Origin of the sequence: Paraniabella hibiscisoli, assembly GCF_022512515.1 — a bacterium.
Taxonomy (GTDB): domain Bacteria; phylum Bacteroidota; class Bacteroidia; order Chitinophagales; family Chitinophagaceae; genus Niabella; species Niabella hibiscisoli.
This window is the reverse complement of the sequence record NZ_JAKWBK010000001.1, coordinates 807,896-824,589: the sequence shown is the minus strand read 5'-3', so window position 1 is coordinate 824,589 and position 16,694 is coordinate 807,896. Positions and strand designations below refer to the sequence as shown.

The 16,694-nt window shown below is 42.2% G+C and carries 17 protein-coding genes and 3 pseudogenes; 9 read left to right on the top strand and 11 right to left on the bottom strand.

What is annotated here, in order from left to right:
- Positions 1-33 precede the first annotated feature (33 nt).
- Positions 34-417 (top strand): DUF2911 domain-containing protein, encoded by a 384-nt coding sequence (locus MKP07_RS05300; RefSeq protein ID WP_240850668.1) that lies wholly within the window; start codon positions 34-36, stop codon positions 415-417.
- A 54-nt stretch (positions 418-471) separates the two neighbouring features.
- Here MKP07_RS05300 and MKP07_RS05295 read toward each other — a convergent pair whose 3' ends face one another.
- From MKP07_RS05295 to MKP07_RS05255, 8 genes and pseudogenes are all read right to left on the bottom strand, one after another.
- Positions 472-921 carry an MBL fold metallo-hydrolase gene (locus MKP07_RS05295; protein ID WP_240845553.1) on the bottom strand — a complete coding sequence of 150 codons (450 nt, stop codon included), beginning with the start codon at positions 919-921 and terminating at the stop codon, positions 472-474.
- Positions 879-1,088 carry an MBL fold metallo-hydrolase gene (locus MKP07_RS05290; protein ID WP_262919611.1) on the bottom strand — a complete coding sequence of 70 codons (210 nt, stop codon included), beginning with the start codon at positions 1,086-1,088 and terminating at the stop codon, positions 879-881. Before MKP07_RS05290 ends, MKP07_RS05295 begins: the two co-directional genes overlap by 43 nt.
- Positions 1,064-1,276 carry an MBL fold metallo-hydrolase gene (locus tag MKP07_RS05285; protein ID WP_240845551.1) on the bottom strand — a complete coding sequence of 71 codons (213 nt, stop codon included), beginning with the start codon at positions 1,274-1,276 and terminating at the stop codon, positions 1,064-1,066. Before MKP07_RS05285 ends, MKP07_RS05290 begins: the two co-directional genes overlap by 25 nt.
- 46 nt (positions 1,277-1,322) lie before the next feature.
- Positions 1,323-2,586 (bottom strand): annotated as a pseudogene (locus MKP07_RS42135) (MFS transporter).
- Between the two features lie 270 nt (positions 2,587-2,856).
- Positions 2,857-3,435 carry a hypothetical protein gene (locus tag MKP07_RS05270; protein ID WP_240845547.1) on the bottom strand — a complete coding sequence of 193 codons (579 nt, stop codon included), beginning with the start codon at positions 3,433-3,435 and terminating at the stop codon, positions 2,857-2,859.
- A gap of 47 nt (positions 3,436-3,482) precedes the next feature.
- Positions 3,483-4,312: pseudogene (locus MKP07_RS05265) on the bottom strand (undecaprenyl-diphosphate phosphatase).
- A gap of 70 nt (positions 4,313-4,382) precedes the next feature.
- Positions 4,383-4,634, bottom strand: coding sequence for a DUF3098 domain-containing protein (locus tag MKP07_RS05260; RefSeq protein ID WP_240845545.1), 252 nt, complete (start codon positions 4,632-4,634; stop codon positions 4,383-4,385).
- 48 nt (positions 4,635-4,682) lie between these two features.
- The gene (locus tag MKP07_RS05255) at positions 4,683-5,552 is read right to left on the bottom strand and encodes a cell division protein FtsX (protein WP_240845543.1); all 870 of its coding nucleotides are present in this window, start codon (positions 5,550-5,552) and stop codon (positions 4,683-4,685) included.
- Positions 5,553-5,831: 279 nt separating this feature from the next.
- Here MKP07_RS05255 and MKP07_RS05250 point away from each other — a divergent pair, with 279 nt between their 5' ends.
- Together MKP07_RS05250 and MKP07_RS05245 are read left to right on the top strand one after the other, a co-directional pair.
- Entirely contained in the window at positions 5,832-8,282 is a 2,451-nt protein-coding gene (locus MKP07_RS05250) for a class I tRNA ligase family protein (RefSeq protein ID WP_317235775.1), read from the top strand.
- Positions 8,270-8,758 carry a class I tRNA ligase family protein gene (locus MKP07_RS05245; RefSeq protein WP_317235949.1) on the top strand — a complete coding sequence of 163 codons (489 nt, stop codon included), beginning with the start codon at positions 8,270-8,272 and terminating at the stop codon, positions 8,756-8,758. The genes MKP07_RS05250 and MKP07_RS05245 overlap by 13 nt, the downstream gene beginning before the upstream one ends.
- A 167-nt stretch (positions 8,759-8,925) precedes the next feature.
- Here MKP07_RS05245 and MKP07_RS05240 read toward each other — a convergent pair whose 3' ends face one another.
- The gene (locus tag MKP07_RS05240; RefSeq protein ID WP_240845541.1) at positions 8,926-9,243 is read right to left on the bottom strand and encodes a DUF4488 domain-containing protein; all 318 of its coding nucleotides are present in this window, start codon (positions 9,241-9,243) and stop codon (positions 8,926-8,928) included.
- 368 nt (positions 9,244-9,611) lie between these two features.
- On the opposite strand from MKP07_RS05240, the gene MKP07_RS05235 reads away from it, so the two are divergent.
- From MKP07_RS05235 to MKP07_RS05220, 4 genes are all read left to right on the top strand, one after another.
- Positions 9,612-9,956: a DUF937 domain-containing protein gene (locus MKP07_RS05235; RefSeq protein ID WP_262919154.1), complete on the top strand. Its 345-nt coding sequence runs from the start codon at positions 9,612-9,614 to the stop codon at positions 9,954-9,956.
- Positions 9,866-10,930, top strand: a complete 1,065-nt coding sequence (locus MKP07_RS37710; protein ID WP_262919153.1) for an OmpA family protein — start codon at positions 9,866-9,868, stop codon at positions 10,928-10,930. Before MKP07_RS05235 ends, MKP07_RS37710 begins: the two co-directional genes overlap by 91 nt.
- A gap of 107 nt (positions 10,931-11,037) precedes the next feature.
- Positions 11,038-12,072: a Holliday junction branch migration DNA helicase RuvB gene (gene ruvB, locus MKP07_RS05225; RefSeq protein ID WP_240845539.1), complete on the top strand. Its 1,035-nt coding sequence runs from the start codon at positions 11,038-11,040 to the stop codon at positions 12,070-12,072.
- Between the two features lie 299 nt (positions 12,073-12,371).
- The gene (locus MKP07_RS05220; protein WP_240845537.1) at positions 12,372-12,734 is read left to right on the top strand and encodes a GxxExxY protein; all 363 of its coding nucleotides are present in this window, start codon (positions 12,372-12,374) and stop codon (positions 12,732-12,734) included.
- A 151-nt stretch (positions 12,735-12,885) separates the two neighbouring features.
- Here the strand turns inward: MKP07_RS05220 and MKP07_RS05215 are convergent, their stop codons facing one another.
- The gene (locus MKP07_RS05215; RefSeq protein ID WP_240845535.1) at positions 12,886-13,584 is read right to left on the bottom strand and encodes a response regulator transcription factor; all 699 of its coding nucleotides are present in this window, start codon (positions 13,582-13,584) and stop codon (positions 12,886-12,888) included.
- Between the two features lie 174 nt (positions 13,585-13,758).
- On the opposite strand from MKP07_RS05215, the pseudogene MKP07_RS05205 reads away from it, so the two are divergent.
- A pseudogene (locus MKP07_RS05205) lies at positions 13,759-15,299 on the top strand (helicase HerA-like domain-containing protein).
- 17 nt (positions 15,300-15,316) lie between these two features.
- On the opposite strand, the gene MKP07_RS05200 reads toward MKP07_RS05205, so the two are convergent.
- Positions 15,317-15,583 carry a hypothetical protein gene (locus MKP07_RS05200; protein ID WP_240845529.1) on the bottom strand — a complete coding sequence of 89 codons (267 nt, stop codon included), beginning with the start codon at positions 15,581-15,583 and terminating at the stop codon, positions 15,317-15,319.
- 246 nt (positions 15,584-15,829) lie between these two features.
- Between MKP07_RS05200 and MKP07_RS05195 the strand changes: the two genes are divergently transcribed.
- On the top strand, positions 15,830-16,684 hold the full coding sequence (locus MKP07_RS05195; RefSeq protein WP_240845527.1) for an alpha/beta hydrolase: 855 nt from the start codon (positions 15,830-15,832) through the stop codon (positions 16,682-16,684).
- Positions 16,685-16,694 lie beyond the last annotated feature (10 nt).

The following is a 16,694-nucleotide window of genomic DNA, read 5'->3' as shown; positions in this document are numbered from 1 at the left end:
AAAGCTGAACTAAGCAGCGGTGCGGTAGTAACTATCAATTATAGTCAGCCTTCTGTAAAAGGTAGAACTATTGGTAAAGACCTGGAGCCGTTGCCTGGACAGGTTTGGCGTACTGGTGCTAATAAAGCTACCGTATTTGAGGTAAGCAAAGATGTAACTGTAGACGGAAAGCCTTTGGCAGCGGGCAAGTATGCGCTGTTTACATTAGTAGATGGAGATTACTGGACAGTGATATTTAGTAAAAAATGGGATCAGTTTGGCGCTTTTAAGTATAAAGAAGCGGATGATGCTTTAAGGATTACCGTTAAATCTGAAAAAGCAAGTACTTTTTCAGAGCAATTAAATATTACTGCAGCTAAGGATGGTGTTGTTTCGCTTTTATGGGGCGATAATAAAGTTAACTTTACAGTTAAGTAAGAAATTTAATACAAGATAACAAATCGCCCGTGGTTTAACCACGGGCGATTTGTTTTATAAGTCCGATAATTTAAAAATTTCGTTAACTCTTATGCCTCTTTCCGTCTGCCTTAAAGTACAGCACTCGTTTACCGGATCGTGCTCAAAAAACAAAATATAATCGTTATCTAATGCTTCCTGCAAAAAGCTTTCTTTTTCTGTCATAGTGATCAATGGTCTTGTATCGTATGCCATAACGTAAGGTAATGGCAGATGTCCCAAAGAGGGAAGCAGGTCTGCCATATAAACAATAGTCCTTCCTTTATATCGTAGCTGCGGCAACATCATGGCATCGGTATGCCCGTCTGCAAATCGTACTTGCATGTAAGGAGCAAAGGCTGAAGTATCCAGTGAGCTGCTGCTCATTCGGTTTCCGATCATTTGTAACTGGCCGCTTTGTTGTATCGGTAAAATATTCTCTTTTAAAAGGAGGCTTTCTCCCTGGGATTTGGCTCGGTGGCCCATTTCCAATGATCGGCGTTGCTCCAGTACACAGCATTTTTAAAGGCAGGCACCAACTGTTCACCGGATTTAATAATGGCGCCGCCACAATGATCAAAATGGAGGTGGGTTAAGAATACATCAGTAATATCATCCCTGTGAAAGCCTAATGCAGCAAGGCTTTTATCCAGGTTGTCATCGCCATGCAGGTAATAGTATCCAAAAATTTCTCGCTCTGCTTATCGCCCATGCCTGTGTCAACCAGTATCAGCCGGTTATCATCTTCAATTAATAAAGAGCGCAAAGCCCAGCTGCACATATTATTTTCGTCGGCAGGGTTCAGTCCATCCCAAATGCTTTTAGGCACTACGCCAAACATGGCCCCCCATCGAGTTTAAAATGACCGTGGTTAACAGAATAAAGGTTCATGATGCCAGATGATTTTGTTTTTCTTTATGCAAAGCAGCGTATAACCAAAAGAAGCCAATAGCAAAAAATACAATCAGTGATAATACCGAGTTTTTCATACTTCCGGTAACTTCTTCAATACGCCCAAAGGTGAAGATGCCAATTACGATAGCCAGCTTCTCCGTAAAATCGTAATAGCTGAAAAATGAGGCCGTATCCTTTGTGGGTGGCATGAGCTTGGCGTAAGTAGACCTGCTAAGCGCCTGTATCCCGCCCATTACTAATCCTACCAATACCGCCAGGCCGTAAAACAGGTATTCCGCATTCAAACCGCCCTCGGCCAATACCGCTGTATAATAAGCCAGCACACATATCGCAATCCAGAAAATGATCACGGCCAATAATACCTTGAGGTTGCCAAATACCGCCGATAATTTCGACATACCCCAGGCTCCCAGTATGGCTACTACCTGTATGATCACTACCGTTATAATCAGATTGGTATCGGGCAATTTGAGCAATTTACTGCCGAATATAGTAGCTGCCAGCATCACTGTTTGTACCCCCATGCTGTAAAAAAGAAGCCGCGCAAAAAGCGTTTTAAAACAGGCATTTTCTTTATTTCAGCATACACTTTGCTTATCTCTCTAAATCCCTCTTTAATGACATTGCCTTTCTTCTCCGGTTTAGAGCTTGACTCGGGTAAGCGTGAAAAGCTTACTTGTGCAAAAACAAACCACCATATACCTACCAGCAAAAATGTAAGCCTGGTCGCAAGTCCCTGGTCCGTCATGATCAGTATCAGTGCAAAGCCTACGATCTGCATAATTACGCTGCCGATATAACCAAACGAATAGCCGCGGGCGCTGATCCTGTCTCGGTCCTGGGGAGCTGCAATTTCCGGCAGGTATGCATTGTAAAACACCAGGCTCCCCACATAGCCCATTGCTGCCAACATAAACGCAAATACGCCCAGCCCAAGCGTATCGCCGTTAAAAAGAACAGCGCGCTACAGCCCAGTGCACCCATATAACAAAAGAAGCGCATAAAGTTTTTCTTATTGCCCCTGGTGTCGGCAATAGACGTAAGTATCGGATACAGCAGTGCAATAAAAAGGTAGGCCACTGCCAGTACATAGTCGTACAGTGATGAGTTGACGAACTCCCTACCCAGGAAATTTACTTTATGGTCAGATCGATCGCTGGTAACCGCCAGAAAGTAGATAGGAAAGAAGGTAGTGGTAATTACCAGGTTGTATACGCTATTAGCCCAGTCGTACATGGCCCAGCCGTTAATTACTTTTTTGAAGCAGTTTGTTGCGTCATATAAAATTTAATTATTCCAAAGATAGATTCTCCCTTTTATATTCATTTAAAAATGACGGAGCATATACCGGATTGGAGCATAAGCCATTTGATGTTATGCCAACAAGAATATGATATGTTCGGAATGCTGTTCTACCAGGGTAAGTATCGGGTGTCTGGTAATGGCAATTGCCATTTCTGGGGACTGTCCAAAGCTAACTCCTCGGCTCCAATAGCAGTACGAAGACTATTCGGAGTGGCAGGAAAATATACGGGCGATGGCGGCGCTGTTTCCGGCATCTTTTAAACGATAGGTTGTTTGTACCATGTCCTGGATGGCATTGGAATCCAACTCCACACCTGAGCCGCTTTCTATCTTTTTAACCAGTTGGTTATCGTAAAAATAGTAGCGGTTCTGATAGCTCACCTCATCAGGATTGGCTGCTCCGCCATAAGTATTGTTCTGGTAAATAAATACCAGCTGGTTATTATCGAAATAATATTCCTCTTTCCAGGATCCATGATCTTCTCCACCCACATTCAGCATTTTTACTATTTCACTGCCCCGGTAAAAATAGGTAAGCGTACCGCCCATGGGAGGCGCTTCGCAGGTGGTATCGGCTTCCCATTCAAATGATTTTTGGGTAAGTTTTTCTTTATTTATTGAAGCATAGACGTCTTTGATGTGCTCAATAATTGAAACAGTGTCTGATACCGGTGTACTTACAATAATCGAGGTATCTGCTGTAATTGTTTCCGGTTGTTTTGGAGCAGAAGTACAGCCAAGGAGCACAGTCAAGAAAACAAGGGCGGATAGTATTTTCATATAAGGTGCTATTAATGGCTTGTATAATGGTTGAGAGGAAGACGGTTTTACCCAATAATGCCCTGCGATAAAAGGATCAATAGGAGGATACCGACAATAATACGATACCATCCGAAGATCTTAAATCCGTATTTTTTGAGGTAGTTAATGAAAAATTTGATGGCCAGGATGGCTACAATAAAAGCCACAATATTACCCACGGCGAAGGCGATCATATTGTCAGACGACTGCGTGATCAATTCGTATCCCTTATGTTCAACACCTGCGATATTCCATTTTTTCAGAAATAGCGAGTAAAGCGTTGCGGCAGCCATAGTAGGTACTGCCAGGAAAAAGAAAACTCGGCGGCCGCGCTCCTGCTTAAGCCCTGCTGCATACCACCAATAATAGAGGCGGCACTGCGGCTTACACCCGGTATCATGGCAATACATTGCCAGAGACCCGTCATAAACGATTTGCCATAAGTGATTTCCTTTTCTGAATGAATTTTGGGCCGTTGAAAAGCTTTATCGATAAACAATAGGATAACACCACCCACCAGTAATGAAACTGCCACTGTGGTAGGACTTTCCAGTAGCTCATCGATCTTGTCCGAAAATAAAAAACCCAATAACAAAGCCGGAATTACCCCAACAAGCAGCTTAAAATAAAATTTCAGCTTCCTGGTTTTTAAGGGGTCGATGAATTTTTTCCAATATAAAACTACCACCGCCAGGATAGCGCCTAACTGTATCGCCACCTCAAACAGTTTGGTGAATTCTTCCTTCTCTATACCCATAAAAGAGCTGGCGATGATCATGTGCCCGGTAGAAGAAACGGGTAGATACTCTGTAATCCCTTCTACAATGGCGATAATAATAGCTTCAATAAGATTCATAATCAGGGGTTCATGCTATATAAAAAAGGCGATACTGGTGCATCGCCTGACATATTTTAAAATTCAGATTCTATTTCGATTTTTTGAAAATAGCGTAACATTCAATAGCAAGGCCAATAAAGATCAATATAGGCGCTATTGTGATGCGGGTAGTGCTGTATACTTCTTCGGGCTTAAATTCACCGGGATTTTCGCTCCTGCCGCCAGCCATTAAAAACATACCTAAAGCAATAACCACTACACCCAGCAGCATCCACATATAGTTGCTTTTTCCAAAAAGAGCAGGACTGCCTGCAGAGGTGCTAACTGTATTTTCCGACATATAAACTATTTAGAACTGCAATATTAGTATTGTTTTTTAAAATAACCGTTAATAAAGATCGTCCAGCTTTTTCTTCAGATATTTTAAAACACTGGTATGGGTACTTACCAGGGTGATCAGTATTCCCAATATCATCATACTGGCAAACAGGAGGGCTAACTGTGTATTATCCTGTATCGTATTGAGATAAGGTACCCGGCTGACCAAAACCTGTATTAATGTATAAACTGCAACAATTGCAATGACGCCGCTAATGGCCCCGTTGATAATAGCTCTTATGTCAAGCGGCTTGGCGATAAACCAGCGCGTAGCTCCAACCATTTGCATGGTTTTGATAATGAACCTGTTACTAAACATTGCAAGTCTAATAGTGTTGTCGATAAGTACTATTGCGGCTAATAATAATAGAATAGATACACCCAATAAGATCCAATTTAAAACGCTTATTTTACTGTCTAACCCACCTACCAAAAGCTCCGGATAAGTGACTTCCGTAACATAAGTCTGTTTTTCCAGGTCAACCCGGATATTCTTAAGCGTATCGGCATTCAAATACTCTGATTTGAGCTTAAAGTCAATGCTTTGCGGCAGTGGGTTTTCGGTTAAAATGCCCTCCCAGCTCTCATTGCCATCCGCCAGGTATTTGGCTTTAGCCATTTGCTTCGTAGTAAATATGTACTCTTTAATATAAGGCCTGGATGCAATGTACTGAACCAAAGCCGTACTGTCAGAAGCCGCCAGAGGTTCCCGCAGGTAAACATTTACCTCTACTTCTTCCTTGAAATGCTGCCCTAAAGTGCGGGTATTGATCACCAGCCAGCCGATAACCCCCAGCAAGAAAAGCACGAGGGTAACCCCTAATATGCTCATAAAATAGGAAGCCTTACCCCGTTTTACTGTTTTCGTTTTTTCCGCCATAAATTATTTAAGGTTCAACGTTCAAATGTTCAGAATCTAAAGTTCAGCGTTCCATGTTCATTTAAAAGCAAATAGCTCTCAACATCGAACCTGTCCGTCGTCCGGTCAGGCGGCTTTCGACTTTAAATTTCCAGCTTCGCAAATTTAGTGTATCCGGTCTACAATGCTTAAATTTGCGCCTTTTAATGCACAGGCGCATTTCGGCTATCTTGAAAGGCATAATAAAGTAACCGTATTTAAGGCTGTGTGCATTGGGCATCATCAAAACAATAGTACTATATGGACTATAATTTTAACTCGATCGAGAAGAAGTGGCAACAACAATGGAAGGAGAGCCAGGCTTATAAAGTAAGTAACGACAGCGAAAAGCCTAAATATTATGTACTGGATATGTTTCCATATCCAAGCGGTGCAGGTCTCCATGTTGGTCACCCCCTGGGTTATATTGCCAGCGATATTTATGCGCGTTACAAGCGGCTGAAAGGGTTTAATGTGCTGCATCCCATGGGTTATGATGCTTTCGGCCTGCCTGCCGAGCAGTACGCTATCGAGCATGGCGTTCACCCTGCAGTATCCACAGATAAAAATATAGCCACTTTTCGTCAACAGCTCGATAATATTGGTTTTTGTTATGACTGGAGCCGGGAAGTTCGCACCAGCGACGCGCAGTATTATAAATGGACCCAATGGATCTTTTTACAGTTGTTTAAAAGCTGGTTCAATCGCAAAACGCAAAAAGCAGAAAGCATTGACGAACTGGTAAAAGTATTTGAAGCAGAAGGAAACAGGCATCATCCTTTTCCAAACGAAAAATACCAGGTGGCTAATTTCGGATTGCATGTGTTTAATGCAGCCGACTGGAAATCATTTGATGAGGCTACCCGCCAGCATATTTTAATGGAATACCGCCTGGCGTTTTGTGGTTATGGTGAAGTGAACTGGTGTGAAGCGTTAGGAACGGTTTTGGCAAATGATGAAGTGATCAACGGTGTAAGTGAGCGCGGCGGACATCCTGTGGTTAAAAAGAAGCTGCGCCAATGGTACCTGCGTATTACTGAGTATGCGGATCGTTTGTTACAGGGTTTACAAACGGTTGACTTCAGCGAAGCGATGAAGGATATGCAGACCAACTGGATAGGTAAGAGTTCCGGAGCGGAAATTGAGTTCCAGATCGCCAACCATAAAGCTAATGTGGTTGTATATACTACACGGCCCGATACTATTATGGGCGTGGATTTTATGGTAATTGCCCCGGAGCATGAGTTGGTAAGGCAAATTACTACCGAAGCACAGCAGAAAGAAGTAGATGATTATATCGACTATGTAAACAGTCGCAGTGAGCGGGAGCGCATGGCTGAAAAGCGTATTACCGGTGCTTTTACCGGCGCCTATGCGGTAAATCCTTTTGACGAAACCAAGCATATTCCTATCTGGATCAGTGAGTATGTGCTGGCAGGTTATGGAACCGGCGCTATTATGGCGGTGCCTTGCGGTGATGAGCGCGATTACAGGTTTGCAAAACAATTCAATATCCCGATTACCAATATTATTGGTGAGCATTTTAACGGGGAAGATGCCAATGCGACCAAGGATGCTTTGTTGAGCAACTCCGGTTTCCTGAATGGTGTTCCTATGCGCGAAGCGATGGAAACGGTGATCAACGAAATTGAAAAACGAGGCATTGGCAAGCGCAAGGTAAATTACAGGATGCGTGACGCTGCATTCAGCCGCCAGCGCTATTGGGGAGAACCCTTCCCGGTAAAATGGATCAATGGCGTGGCTTATGCTTTGGACGAAAGTGAGCTGCCCTTAACCCTTCCTGAAGTAGACTCTTACAGCCCGGGTCCTGAAGGCGAAGGACCATTAGCGAACATCCCTGAGTGGACCTCACAAAACCTGGAGACGAATACCATGCCGGGCTATGCCGGTTCATCCTGGTATTTCCTGCGCTATATGGATCCGCAAAACGACCAGGAGTTTGCAGGCCGAAAAGCTACTGACTACTGGAATCAGGTGGACCTTTATATTGGAGGTACAGAACATGCTGTGGGGCATTTATTGTATAGCCGCTTGTGGACGAAAGCCTTGTATGATCTGGGCTATATTGGTTTTGACGAGCCTTTTAAAAGGCTGGTAAACCAGGGAATGATTCAGGGAAGCAGCCGGTTTGTATACAGAATGCAGGCTATTGCGACCAAAGAAAACACTGGTGAGAACGTAGAATTTCAGTTGATGTTAAGCAGCGATTATGCCACAAAATTAACTGATGAGTTAAATGAAGCTGATTCGGATTTTAAGCATCATGCGGCTATCAATAAATTAGTTCATGAGAAGCTACAGGATAAAGAGTACATCATTAATTTTTCGCCAATTGTTAGGTTGCATGTAGATGTAAATATTGTTGATGGTTTTGAACTGGATATAGAGAAATTCAAACAATGGCGCAATAGTGAATATGCCAATGCGGAGTTTATTTTGGAGGACGGCAAATACATCTGCGGAGCAGAAGTAGAAAAAATGTCTAAAACCAAATATAATACAGTTAATCCCGATGAGCTGGTGAATAAGTACGGAGCTGACACTTTCCGTATGTATGAAATGTTTTTGGGGCCGGTAGAAATGAGCAAGCCCTGGGATACCAAAGGTATTGAAGGGGTGCATCGTTTTCTAAAGAAACTATGGCGTTTATTCTATAAGGAAACCAATACGGGGAATCGATCTGGCAGATAACTACCGATGCAGCATCGGATGCCGAACAAAAAGTATTACACCGCGCCATAAAGAAGATAGAAGATGATACAGAACGCTTTAGCTTTAATACTGGCGTAAGCGGCTTTATGATCCTGGTGAATGAGTTAACTGATCTTAAATGCCACAAGCAAGAAGTGTTACCTATGCTGATCATGCTGGCTCCTTATGCACCGCATATAGCAGAAGAATTATGGCATGCGTTAGGCAATACTACTTCAGTAATCGACGCGGCTTATCCTAAGCTGGAAGAGAAGTTCCTGGTGGAGACCAGTAAAGAATATCCGATCTCTATCAATGGTAAAATGCGTACTACTCTGGTGATTGCGTTAACAGCTGATCAGGCAGAAGTGGAGCAATTAGTATTAGGCAATGAGGTGGTTCAGAAATGGGTAGAGGGCAAAACACCTAAGAAAATCATCTATATTAAAAATAAGATGGTCAATATTGTTATATAAAAGCGTATTGAAATATTGTCAAAAATCTCCGTGTTAACGGAGATTTTTTATGCCCGTATTTTAATTTACGACGATAGTAAAGGGTACCCGTTTATAGGTTTCTTCACCATAAAGGTTATTGATCGTGTAGCTTATCGTAAGCACATTGGGATTGTCCATTTTATACTTTAGTACAACATTTTTTTGTTTAATATAGCGTTTTCATGCTCTTCTACCTTTTCAATGTAAGTAGAGTCAGATTGTATTTCGTAGGATCCCCAAAGCGTTTTCACAAAGCCCAACGGTGTTAGCCTCACATTACTAAGATCGCCACCAGTACCTAATATCTTTAAAATTCCGGTGGGCCGGTTATTGATCTGCATTTCCCAGATGCCGGCAAGGGGCTTGTTGCCAGGTTTAGGATCCTCGGTAGAAAAGGCAGAAAATAATACAGTCGACAGCAACAAAGCGATAGCGGTAACAGTGTTGAGTGCGGTTTTTCTCATATCATTGAATTAATCAGGGTAATATACAAATATTCTATCGCTGTTACAATTTTGATACGATTTAACAACTGCCTATCAGCCTGCCGAAAATCAGTTTCGTTTTCGGTGAATATTTTATTGTAATTTAGGAATACTTTTGTACTAAATGATTTTGCTGATAAGACCCCAAGCCCCGCCCGCCATATGATCAATCGGTTTTAAAATAGTATGTAATCTTTAGTTATCAGGATTATTGGGCGATATAATTGCTGCCTTTAGCGAGAAATGAGGTTGTTACAGCTAGATTTTGAGATCTGTAAGATATTGGCTTATAATTTCGCACCTAATATTTTTTAAACCAAAAATTTTCAACAATTAAAAACACAATTATGTCAATCAACATCGTAGATCTTGTAAAGAACTATGTTTCTCCTGATCTGATCTCCAGAGCCAGCGCATTGCTCGGCGAAAGTGACAGCGGCATTTCAAAAGCGCTTTCAGGGTTGATACCTTCCATTTTAGGCGGTGTAGTGGCGAAAGGAACCCAGTCAGAAACGGACGCAGGGCAATTGCTGAATGCCGCTAAAGAAGCCAATGCATCAGGCCTGTTAGGCAACCTTAGCTCTTTTTCGGTAATGCTGATTTGCAGGCGCAGGGTACCGGTTGGTTTAATAGAATCTTCGGTGGACAGTCAATTGCTGTTATTGATGCGATATCCGGTTTTGCCGGAGTAAAATCATCCTCTTCCAATTCTTTGATCAGCATGGTTACACCGCTGATCATGGGTTTATTGGGAAAACAGGCAACAGAAAACAACCTGGATACCAGTGGCTTCTCCGGTTTTTTAAATACACAGAAATCGAATATTTTAAGTGCATTGCCGTCTGGGTTGGGCTCGCTGGCTTCTATGTTGGGACTTGGTTCTTTAGGAAGTACGGCACGCGAAACTGTTGACGATGTACAGGCGGCATCTACAGCTACGTATAATTATGCTGAGCAGCAAGCGGAAAAAAGCGGTGGTGGATTAAAATGGTTGCTCCCATTATTACTGTTGGCTGCATTGGCATTCCTGCTTTGGTGGCTAATGGGCAAAGGATGTAATAAGGGAACAGGTACTACGGGTGCTGATACCGTTGCAACGGCCCCGCTGGATACTGCTGCTGCATTGGTTCCTGCAACAACTACCAGCGGAACATTAGATACAGCAACCGGTAATTATATCTACAATGTAGGTAACAATACAGAAATCAAACTGGCAGATGGCACCATATTAACAGTAGGTGAAAACAGCACAGAAGCCAGGCTGTACCATATGTTGAGCGACGCGGCATTTGCTGTAGATACGGTAAATAAATCTGCCAACTGGGTAGTATTAGACCGCGTATATTTTGAAACCGGTAAATCGGTTTTAACTGCTGAGTCTGCGGCACAAATACTAAACATCGCCTCTATTCTTAAGAATTTCCCTAAGGCAGCTATTAAATTAGGCGGCTATACGGATAATACGGGTGATGCTGCAATTAATAAAAAAGTATCAGCAGAACGTGCCAAAATTGTTTCCCAGGAAATGGTGAAAGCAGGTGCTGAAGCGAAGCAAATAGTCGAAGCAGAAGGCTACGGTCCTGAATTCCCTGTTTGCGCGGCAAATGATACAGATGAGTGTAAAGCACAAAACAGGAGGGTAGACCTGAAAGTGGCTGTGAAATAAAAGGCTATACTACTAACCCATAAATGTAACCGCTTCTGCAAAGAGGCGGTTTTTTAATGTAGCCTATAAGTTACGGTTCAGATATTCGTATTTATCTTTGAAGTACAATGAGCAATCCAAATTTAAACAGGGAGAAACAGGGGCTGAATGCCACTGAACGTGAGTTTGAGAATACTATCCGGCCAGGGCAGATTAAAGAGTTTGCCGGGCAGCCACAGCTTATTGAAAACCTCACCATATTTATACGCGCAGCCAAGATCAGGGGAGAGGCGCTGGACCATGTATTATTTCATGGCCCTCCGGGTTTAGGTAAAACTACCTTGTCGCGTATTGTGGCTAATGAGCTGGGTGTAAATATCAAGGAAACCAGCGGACCGGTAATTGAGAAGCCGGGTGACCTTGCAGGTTTATTAACCTCGCTGGAACCGAATGATGTATTGTTTATTGATGAGATACACCGGCTTAGCACAGTAGTAGAAGAGTACCTGTACGCTGCAATGGAAGATTATCGCCTGGATATATTAATAGATAGTGGTCCGAACGCGCGTAGCATACAGCTTTCGCTTAACCCTTTTACGTTAATTGGTGCTACTACCCGTAGTGGTTTGTTAACCGCTCCGCTACTTTCCAGGTTTGCGATCAAATCGAGACTGGAATACTATTCTGCCGAAACATTGACTAAAATTGTGTTGCGCGCCGCCAAAATTTTAGGTACCGTTATATCCAACGATGCTGCCAAAGAAATAGCCAAACGCAGCCGGGCTACACCTCGTATTGCCAATGGCTTGCTGCGCCGGGTGCGCGATTTTGCACAGGTTTTGAACGATGGAGAAATAGATCTCGGCATTACCCAACATGCGTTAAAGGCGTTAAATGTAGATGAATATGGATTGGATGATATGGACAACCGTATCCTTCTGGCTATTATAGATAAGTTCAAAGGTGGACCGGTAGGTATTACTACTATCGCCACAGCAGTAGGCGAAGAGCCTGGTACATTGGAAGAAGTATATGAGCCATTCCTGATTCAGGAGGGCTTTATGCAACGTACACCCCGTGGCCGGGAGGTTACCCATAAAGCGTATGAGCATTTAGGAAAAAAGCCCAATAGAGGTGGTAGCAGTTTAGAGTTGAATTTTTAAAACCATGAAGGATTTAAGGATAGTTAAGTCTTAATGGTTTAAAGGAGCGCCGTTTAGATGGAAGATACTGCCATAAGTGGGCTATGAATGAGTTAAGGGTAGTCGAGCCTTAATGAACCTTCATCTCTTAATGGTTAGAAAGGACGCCGTTTGAATGGAAGAAGCTGTAATAAGTGAGCCATGAAGAAGTTAAGGACAGTTAAGCCTTAATGGGCCTTCATTTCTTCATGGTTTTAAAACAGATATTTAAATACTTTCGGTTTGCTAACTTTGATAATGTAACCTTGAAATATACACCCATGACTAAAAAACAAGTCACTCAACTATCTTATGAAATAGCCGGCTATGCGATAAAAGTTCATAAAGCCCTTGGGCCGGGTTTGCTGGAAAGCGTTTATGAAAGATGCTTAAAATATGAATTATTGCAAAATGGCTATGCCGTACAGCAGCAGATAGCAGTACCAGTGCTTTATGCTAATATACTTATGGACACAGAATTGCGCCTGGACCTGTTGGTGGATGATTGCATTGTTGTAGAACTAAAAGCAATAGAACATATTTTACCTGTACATGAGGCTCAGATCCTAACCTATATGAAGCTATTGCAGAAACCACAGGGACTTCTCATCAACTTTTTACAGACAACATTAGCCGCTCGTTGAAGCCATTTGTTAATGAGTTTTTGCCTACTTACCGGATTGAGCTAAGACCATAAAAAACACTCAACATTGGTGTACTAATATAGACCCCCAAAAAACGTCAGGCCACGGTTTAAACCGTGGCCTAATTGTTTAATTATATCTTTTGACTGACTTAAGGCTGCACTACCAACCTAAAACCATTGCCGTGAATATTCACGATCTCGATCTTGTCATCTTCTTTCAGGTATTTACGCAGCTTGGCGATATACACGTCCATACTACGACCATTAAAATAAGTATCGCTGCCCCATATTTTTTTCAAGGCCTGCTCACGCGGCAACAGGTCATTTAAATGCTCGGCCAGCATTTTCAACAACTCATTTTCTTTGGGAGAAAGCGTTTGTGTATTATCACCCTGGATCAGCTGACGCAGCTTTGGATTGAAATGATAGCTGGATAAATTATATTCTTTATTCTCGCTTTCCTTGTTCAATTCTTCATTGCGCTTTAAAATAGCTTTTATCTTCAGCAATAATACCTCGCTGTCAAAAGGCTTGGTGATATAATCATCAGCCCCCAGTTTATAACCCTGTATGATGTCTTCCTTCATGGTTTTCGCGCTCAGGAAGAACAGGGGCACATCTGCATCAATATCGCGTATTTCTTCAGCCAGTGTAAAGCCGTCCATATGCGGCATCATTACATCTAACAGGCAAAGATCAAATTTTTCTCTCTGGAATGCAGCCAAACCCAGCCTTCCGTCTCTTTCAAGTGTCACATCATAATCGTTCAGCTCTAAATAGTTCTTTAAGACGTTCCCAAGATTAGGATCATCTTCGCATAATAAAATATGTGGTTTATTTGCTTCCATTGTATTCGTTTTTAATATTTTCTAACACAAATAAAGTTAATGGTTTTAATACATAAATAATAAGTGCATGAATGTTTTGTTAAAGATGTAAAAATCATGCCATTAAAAATCTGGTATAATCATAGCGCGGAATATTTACTTTTGATAAACAAAACTATATTCAAATAAAAATCTATGTCCAATACATCCGGGTTTCTTGAAGCAGTAAATAATGGCTACTCCTTTAAGGGAGAAAAGTTTAAAATAGGTCGTGCCATGCTGGATGGCCAGGTGGTAGAAGGTGCAGATGTGTTCATTCCCTTTAAAACGCTCAACAGGCACGGTTTAATTGCGGGTGCTACGGGAACCGGTAAAACCAAAACCCTGCAGGTATTGGCCGAGGGATTAAGTGATGCGAGCATACCTGTAGTATTGATGGATATAAAAGGGGATTTGAGTGGTATTGGGGCCGCAGGTAGCACTAACGAAAAATCGAGAGCCGCTGCCAGCAGCTGGGCGTGGAGTTTAAGCCGGCAGCTTATCCAACCGAATTTCTCACGTTAAGCAACGAAAAAGGTACAAGGCTACGTGCTACAGTAAGTGAATTTGGTCCCATACTACTGTCCAAGATACTCGACCTTAACGATACGCAAAGTGGCCTGGTAGCCATGATCTTCAAATATTGCGATGATAACAAGCTGCCGCTTTTGGACCTGAAAGATTTTATTAAAGTACTGCAGTTTGTGAGTGATGAGGGAAAGGCTGAGCTGGAAAAAGATTATGGTAAGGTATCTACCACCTCAACCGGAACCATCTTAAGAAAAGTAATAGAGCTGCAACAGCAGGGCGCTGATCTTTTCTTTGGAGAAAGAAGCTTTGATGTGGAAGACCTGATGCGTGTGAGTAATGACGGGCGTGGTATGATCTCGATTGTGCGGGTAACCGATTTGCAGGATCGCCCTAAGCTGTTCTCTACGTTTATGCTGCAATTATTGGCCGAGTTATATGCATCCAGTCCCGAAGAAGGAGATATGGATCAGCCTAAGCTGGTGCTCTTTATTGACGAGGCCCATTTAATTTTCAATGAAGCCAGCGAAGCGCTCTTAAAGCAGATAGAAACCATTGTAAAGCTCATACGTTCCAAGGGTATCGGCATTTATTTCTGTACCCAAAACCCGATGGATGTACCGGCTTCGGTTTTGTCGCAGCTCGGTTTAAAAGTGCAACATGCATTACGCGCTTTTACGGCGGCAGACAGGAAGGTGATCAAGCAAACAGCAGAAAACTATCCCGAGAGCGAGTTCTACAAAACAGACGAATTGCTGACACAGGTGGGTATTGGTGAGGCTTTAATTACAATGCTCAACGAAAAAGGTATACCCACACCATTGGTGCATTGTATGTTGCGTGCGCCTCAAAGCCGTATGGATGTATTAACGGATACTGAATTAAATGCCATAGTTGACAGCTCTAAAATAGCCAGGCATTATAATGAGGTGATTGATTCGAATAGTGCTTACGAAATACTAACCCAAAAGCTCGAAGCTGCGGCCAATCAAAAAGAAGAGATAGCACAGCAGAAAGAAGAGGCCAAAGCGCAAAAACAGGAAAAGGGCTTTTTTGATAACCCTATTGTAAAAAGTGTGGCGCGTACTGCCGGTAATACTATTGTGCGCTCCCTGCTGGGCGCTATTGGCCTTAGCGGTGGAAGCAGAAAAAGAAAAAGCTGGTTTTAACCAGCTTTTTTATGCATTTAAAAATGTACGTCGATCAGGCTTTTTAAAGGAATTAAAGTTCCTGCCTTTAACGCAATGTAATTTTCTGTAAGCGACCAAACGGTAGTGTGAACAGTGCGCGGTCCGTCGCTGGTATTAAAAGTGATACTTGTTTTGCTTTTAAACTCGTTTCCGAGTCGTACCGCATATTCCAGCTTTTCTTTCCAAAACGCCGATCTGTCTTCCTCAGCCGGGATGATCGTGTAATTAGTGATCTCCTCTTTTTCAATCAAATGTTCTAACATAGCCTTTAGATTATTCTTTACTCAAATTTAATGATAAATGATTGACGCATAAAAAAGCGCAATGGTTTTTATCGATATGTTAAGGTATTAATTTTTAGCAATTTTTGAAAATAGTTTTTGACAATATTTTTTAAATCATTAATACATCAGGATACATGACGTCTTAATATTCTTAACTCCTTAATGTTTTTTCAAAGATGTCCATTTACCATAAACATTAGTATCTTGTAAGTACAAAATACTTGCATGCCTGCCTGGGGAATAACCATATTAATTATACTGGCTGTTTATACCGGCATCAGCATAGCTATTTATTACCTGCAGGAGTATTTTTTATTTAAGCCCGAAAAGTTACCCAAAAACTTCCAGTTCTTTTACGAGAATCAGCAGGTAGATGAGTACAACCTGGAAACCCACGATGGCGCTATAGTGAATGGCCTGCACTTTAAAGCCAGCCATCCGAAAGGTGTGGTACTTTATCTGAAGGGCAATTCCAAAAGTATTAAAGGCTGGGGCAAGTTTGCCGTTGATTTTACCCGGCATGGTTATGATGTGATCATGTTCGATTACAGGGGCTTTGGAAAAAGTACAGGTAGGCGTTCTCAAAAAGGCATTCAGCAGGATCTGCAAATGATCTATAATGAGCTTAAGGGAAAAGTAGAAGAGAAATATATCATCTTATATGGCAGATCCCTAGGTTCGGGTTTTGCCACCAAACTGGCTTCGGTAAATCATCCCCGTATGCTCATCCTGGAGTCGCCTTATTATAGCCTTAAACAAGTAGCCGCTCAATTTGTGCCTTTTATGCCGTTATCGTTAGCCATGCGTTTTCCTTTGCCTACTTATAAATGGATCAAATATGTAAAGTGTCCCATTTTTATCATACATGGCACTAATGATAAGCTTATCCCGCTGGCTTCATCGGTAAAGCTTTCGCGTATCAATCCGGACAGGACAAGGCTATATACCGTCATTGGCGGCGGACATAAGAATCTGAATAATTTCCCACCTTATCATAAAATGCTCGAAGAAATTATTCATTATAAAGAAACACCTGTTAACCTCGAAGGCAGTAGCTATAGAGAAGATCACAGACGATGAGGCATCGCAT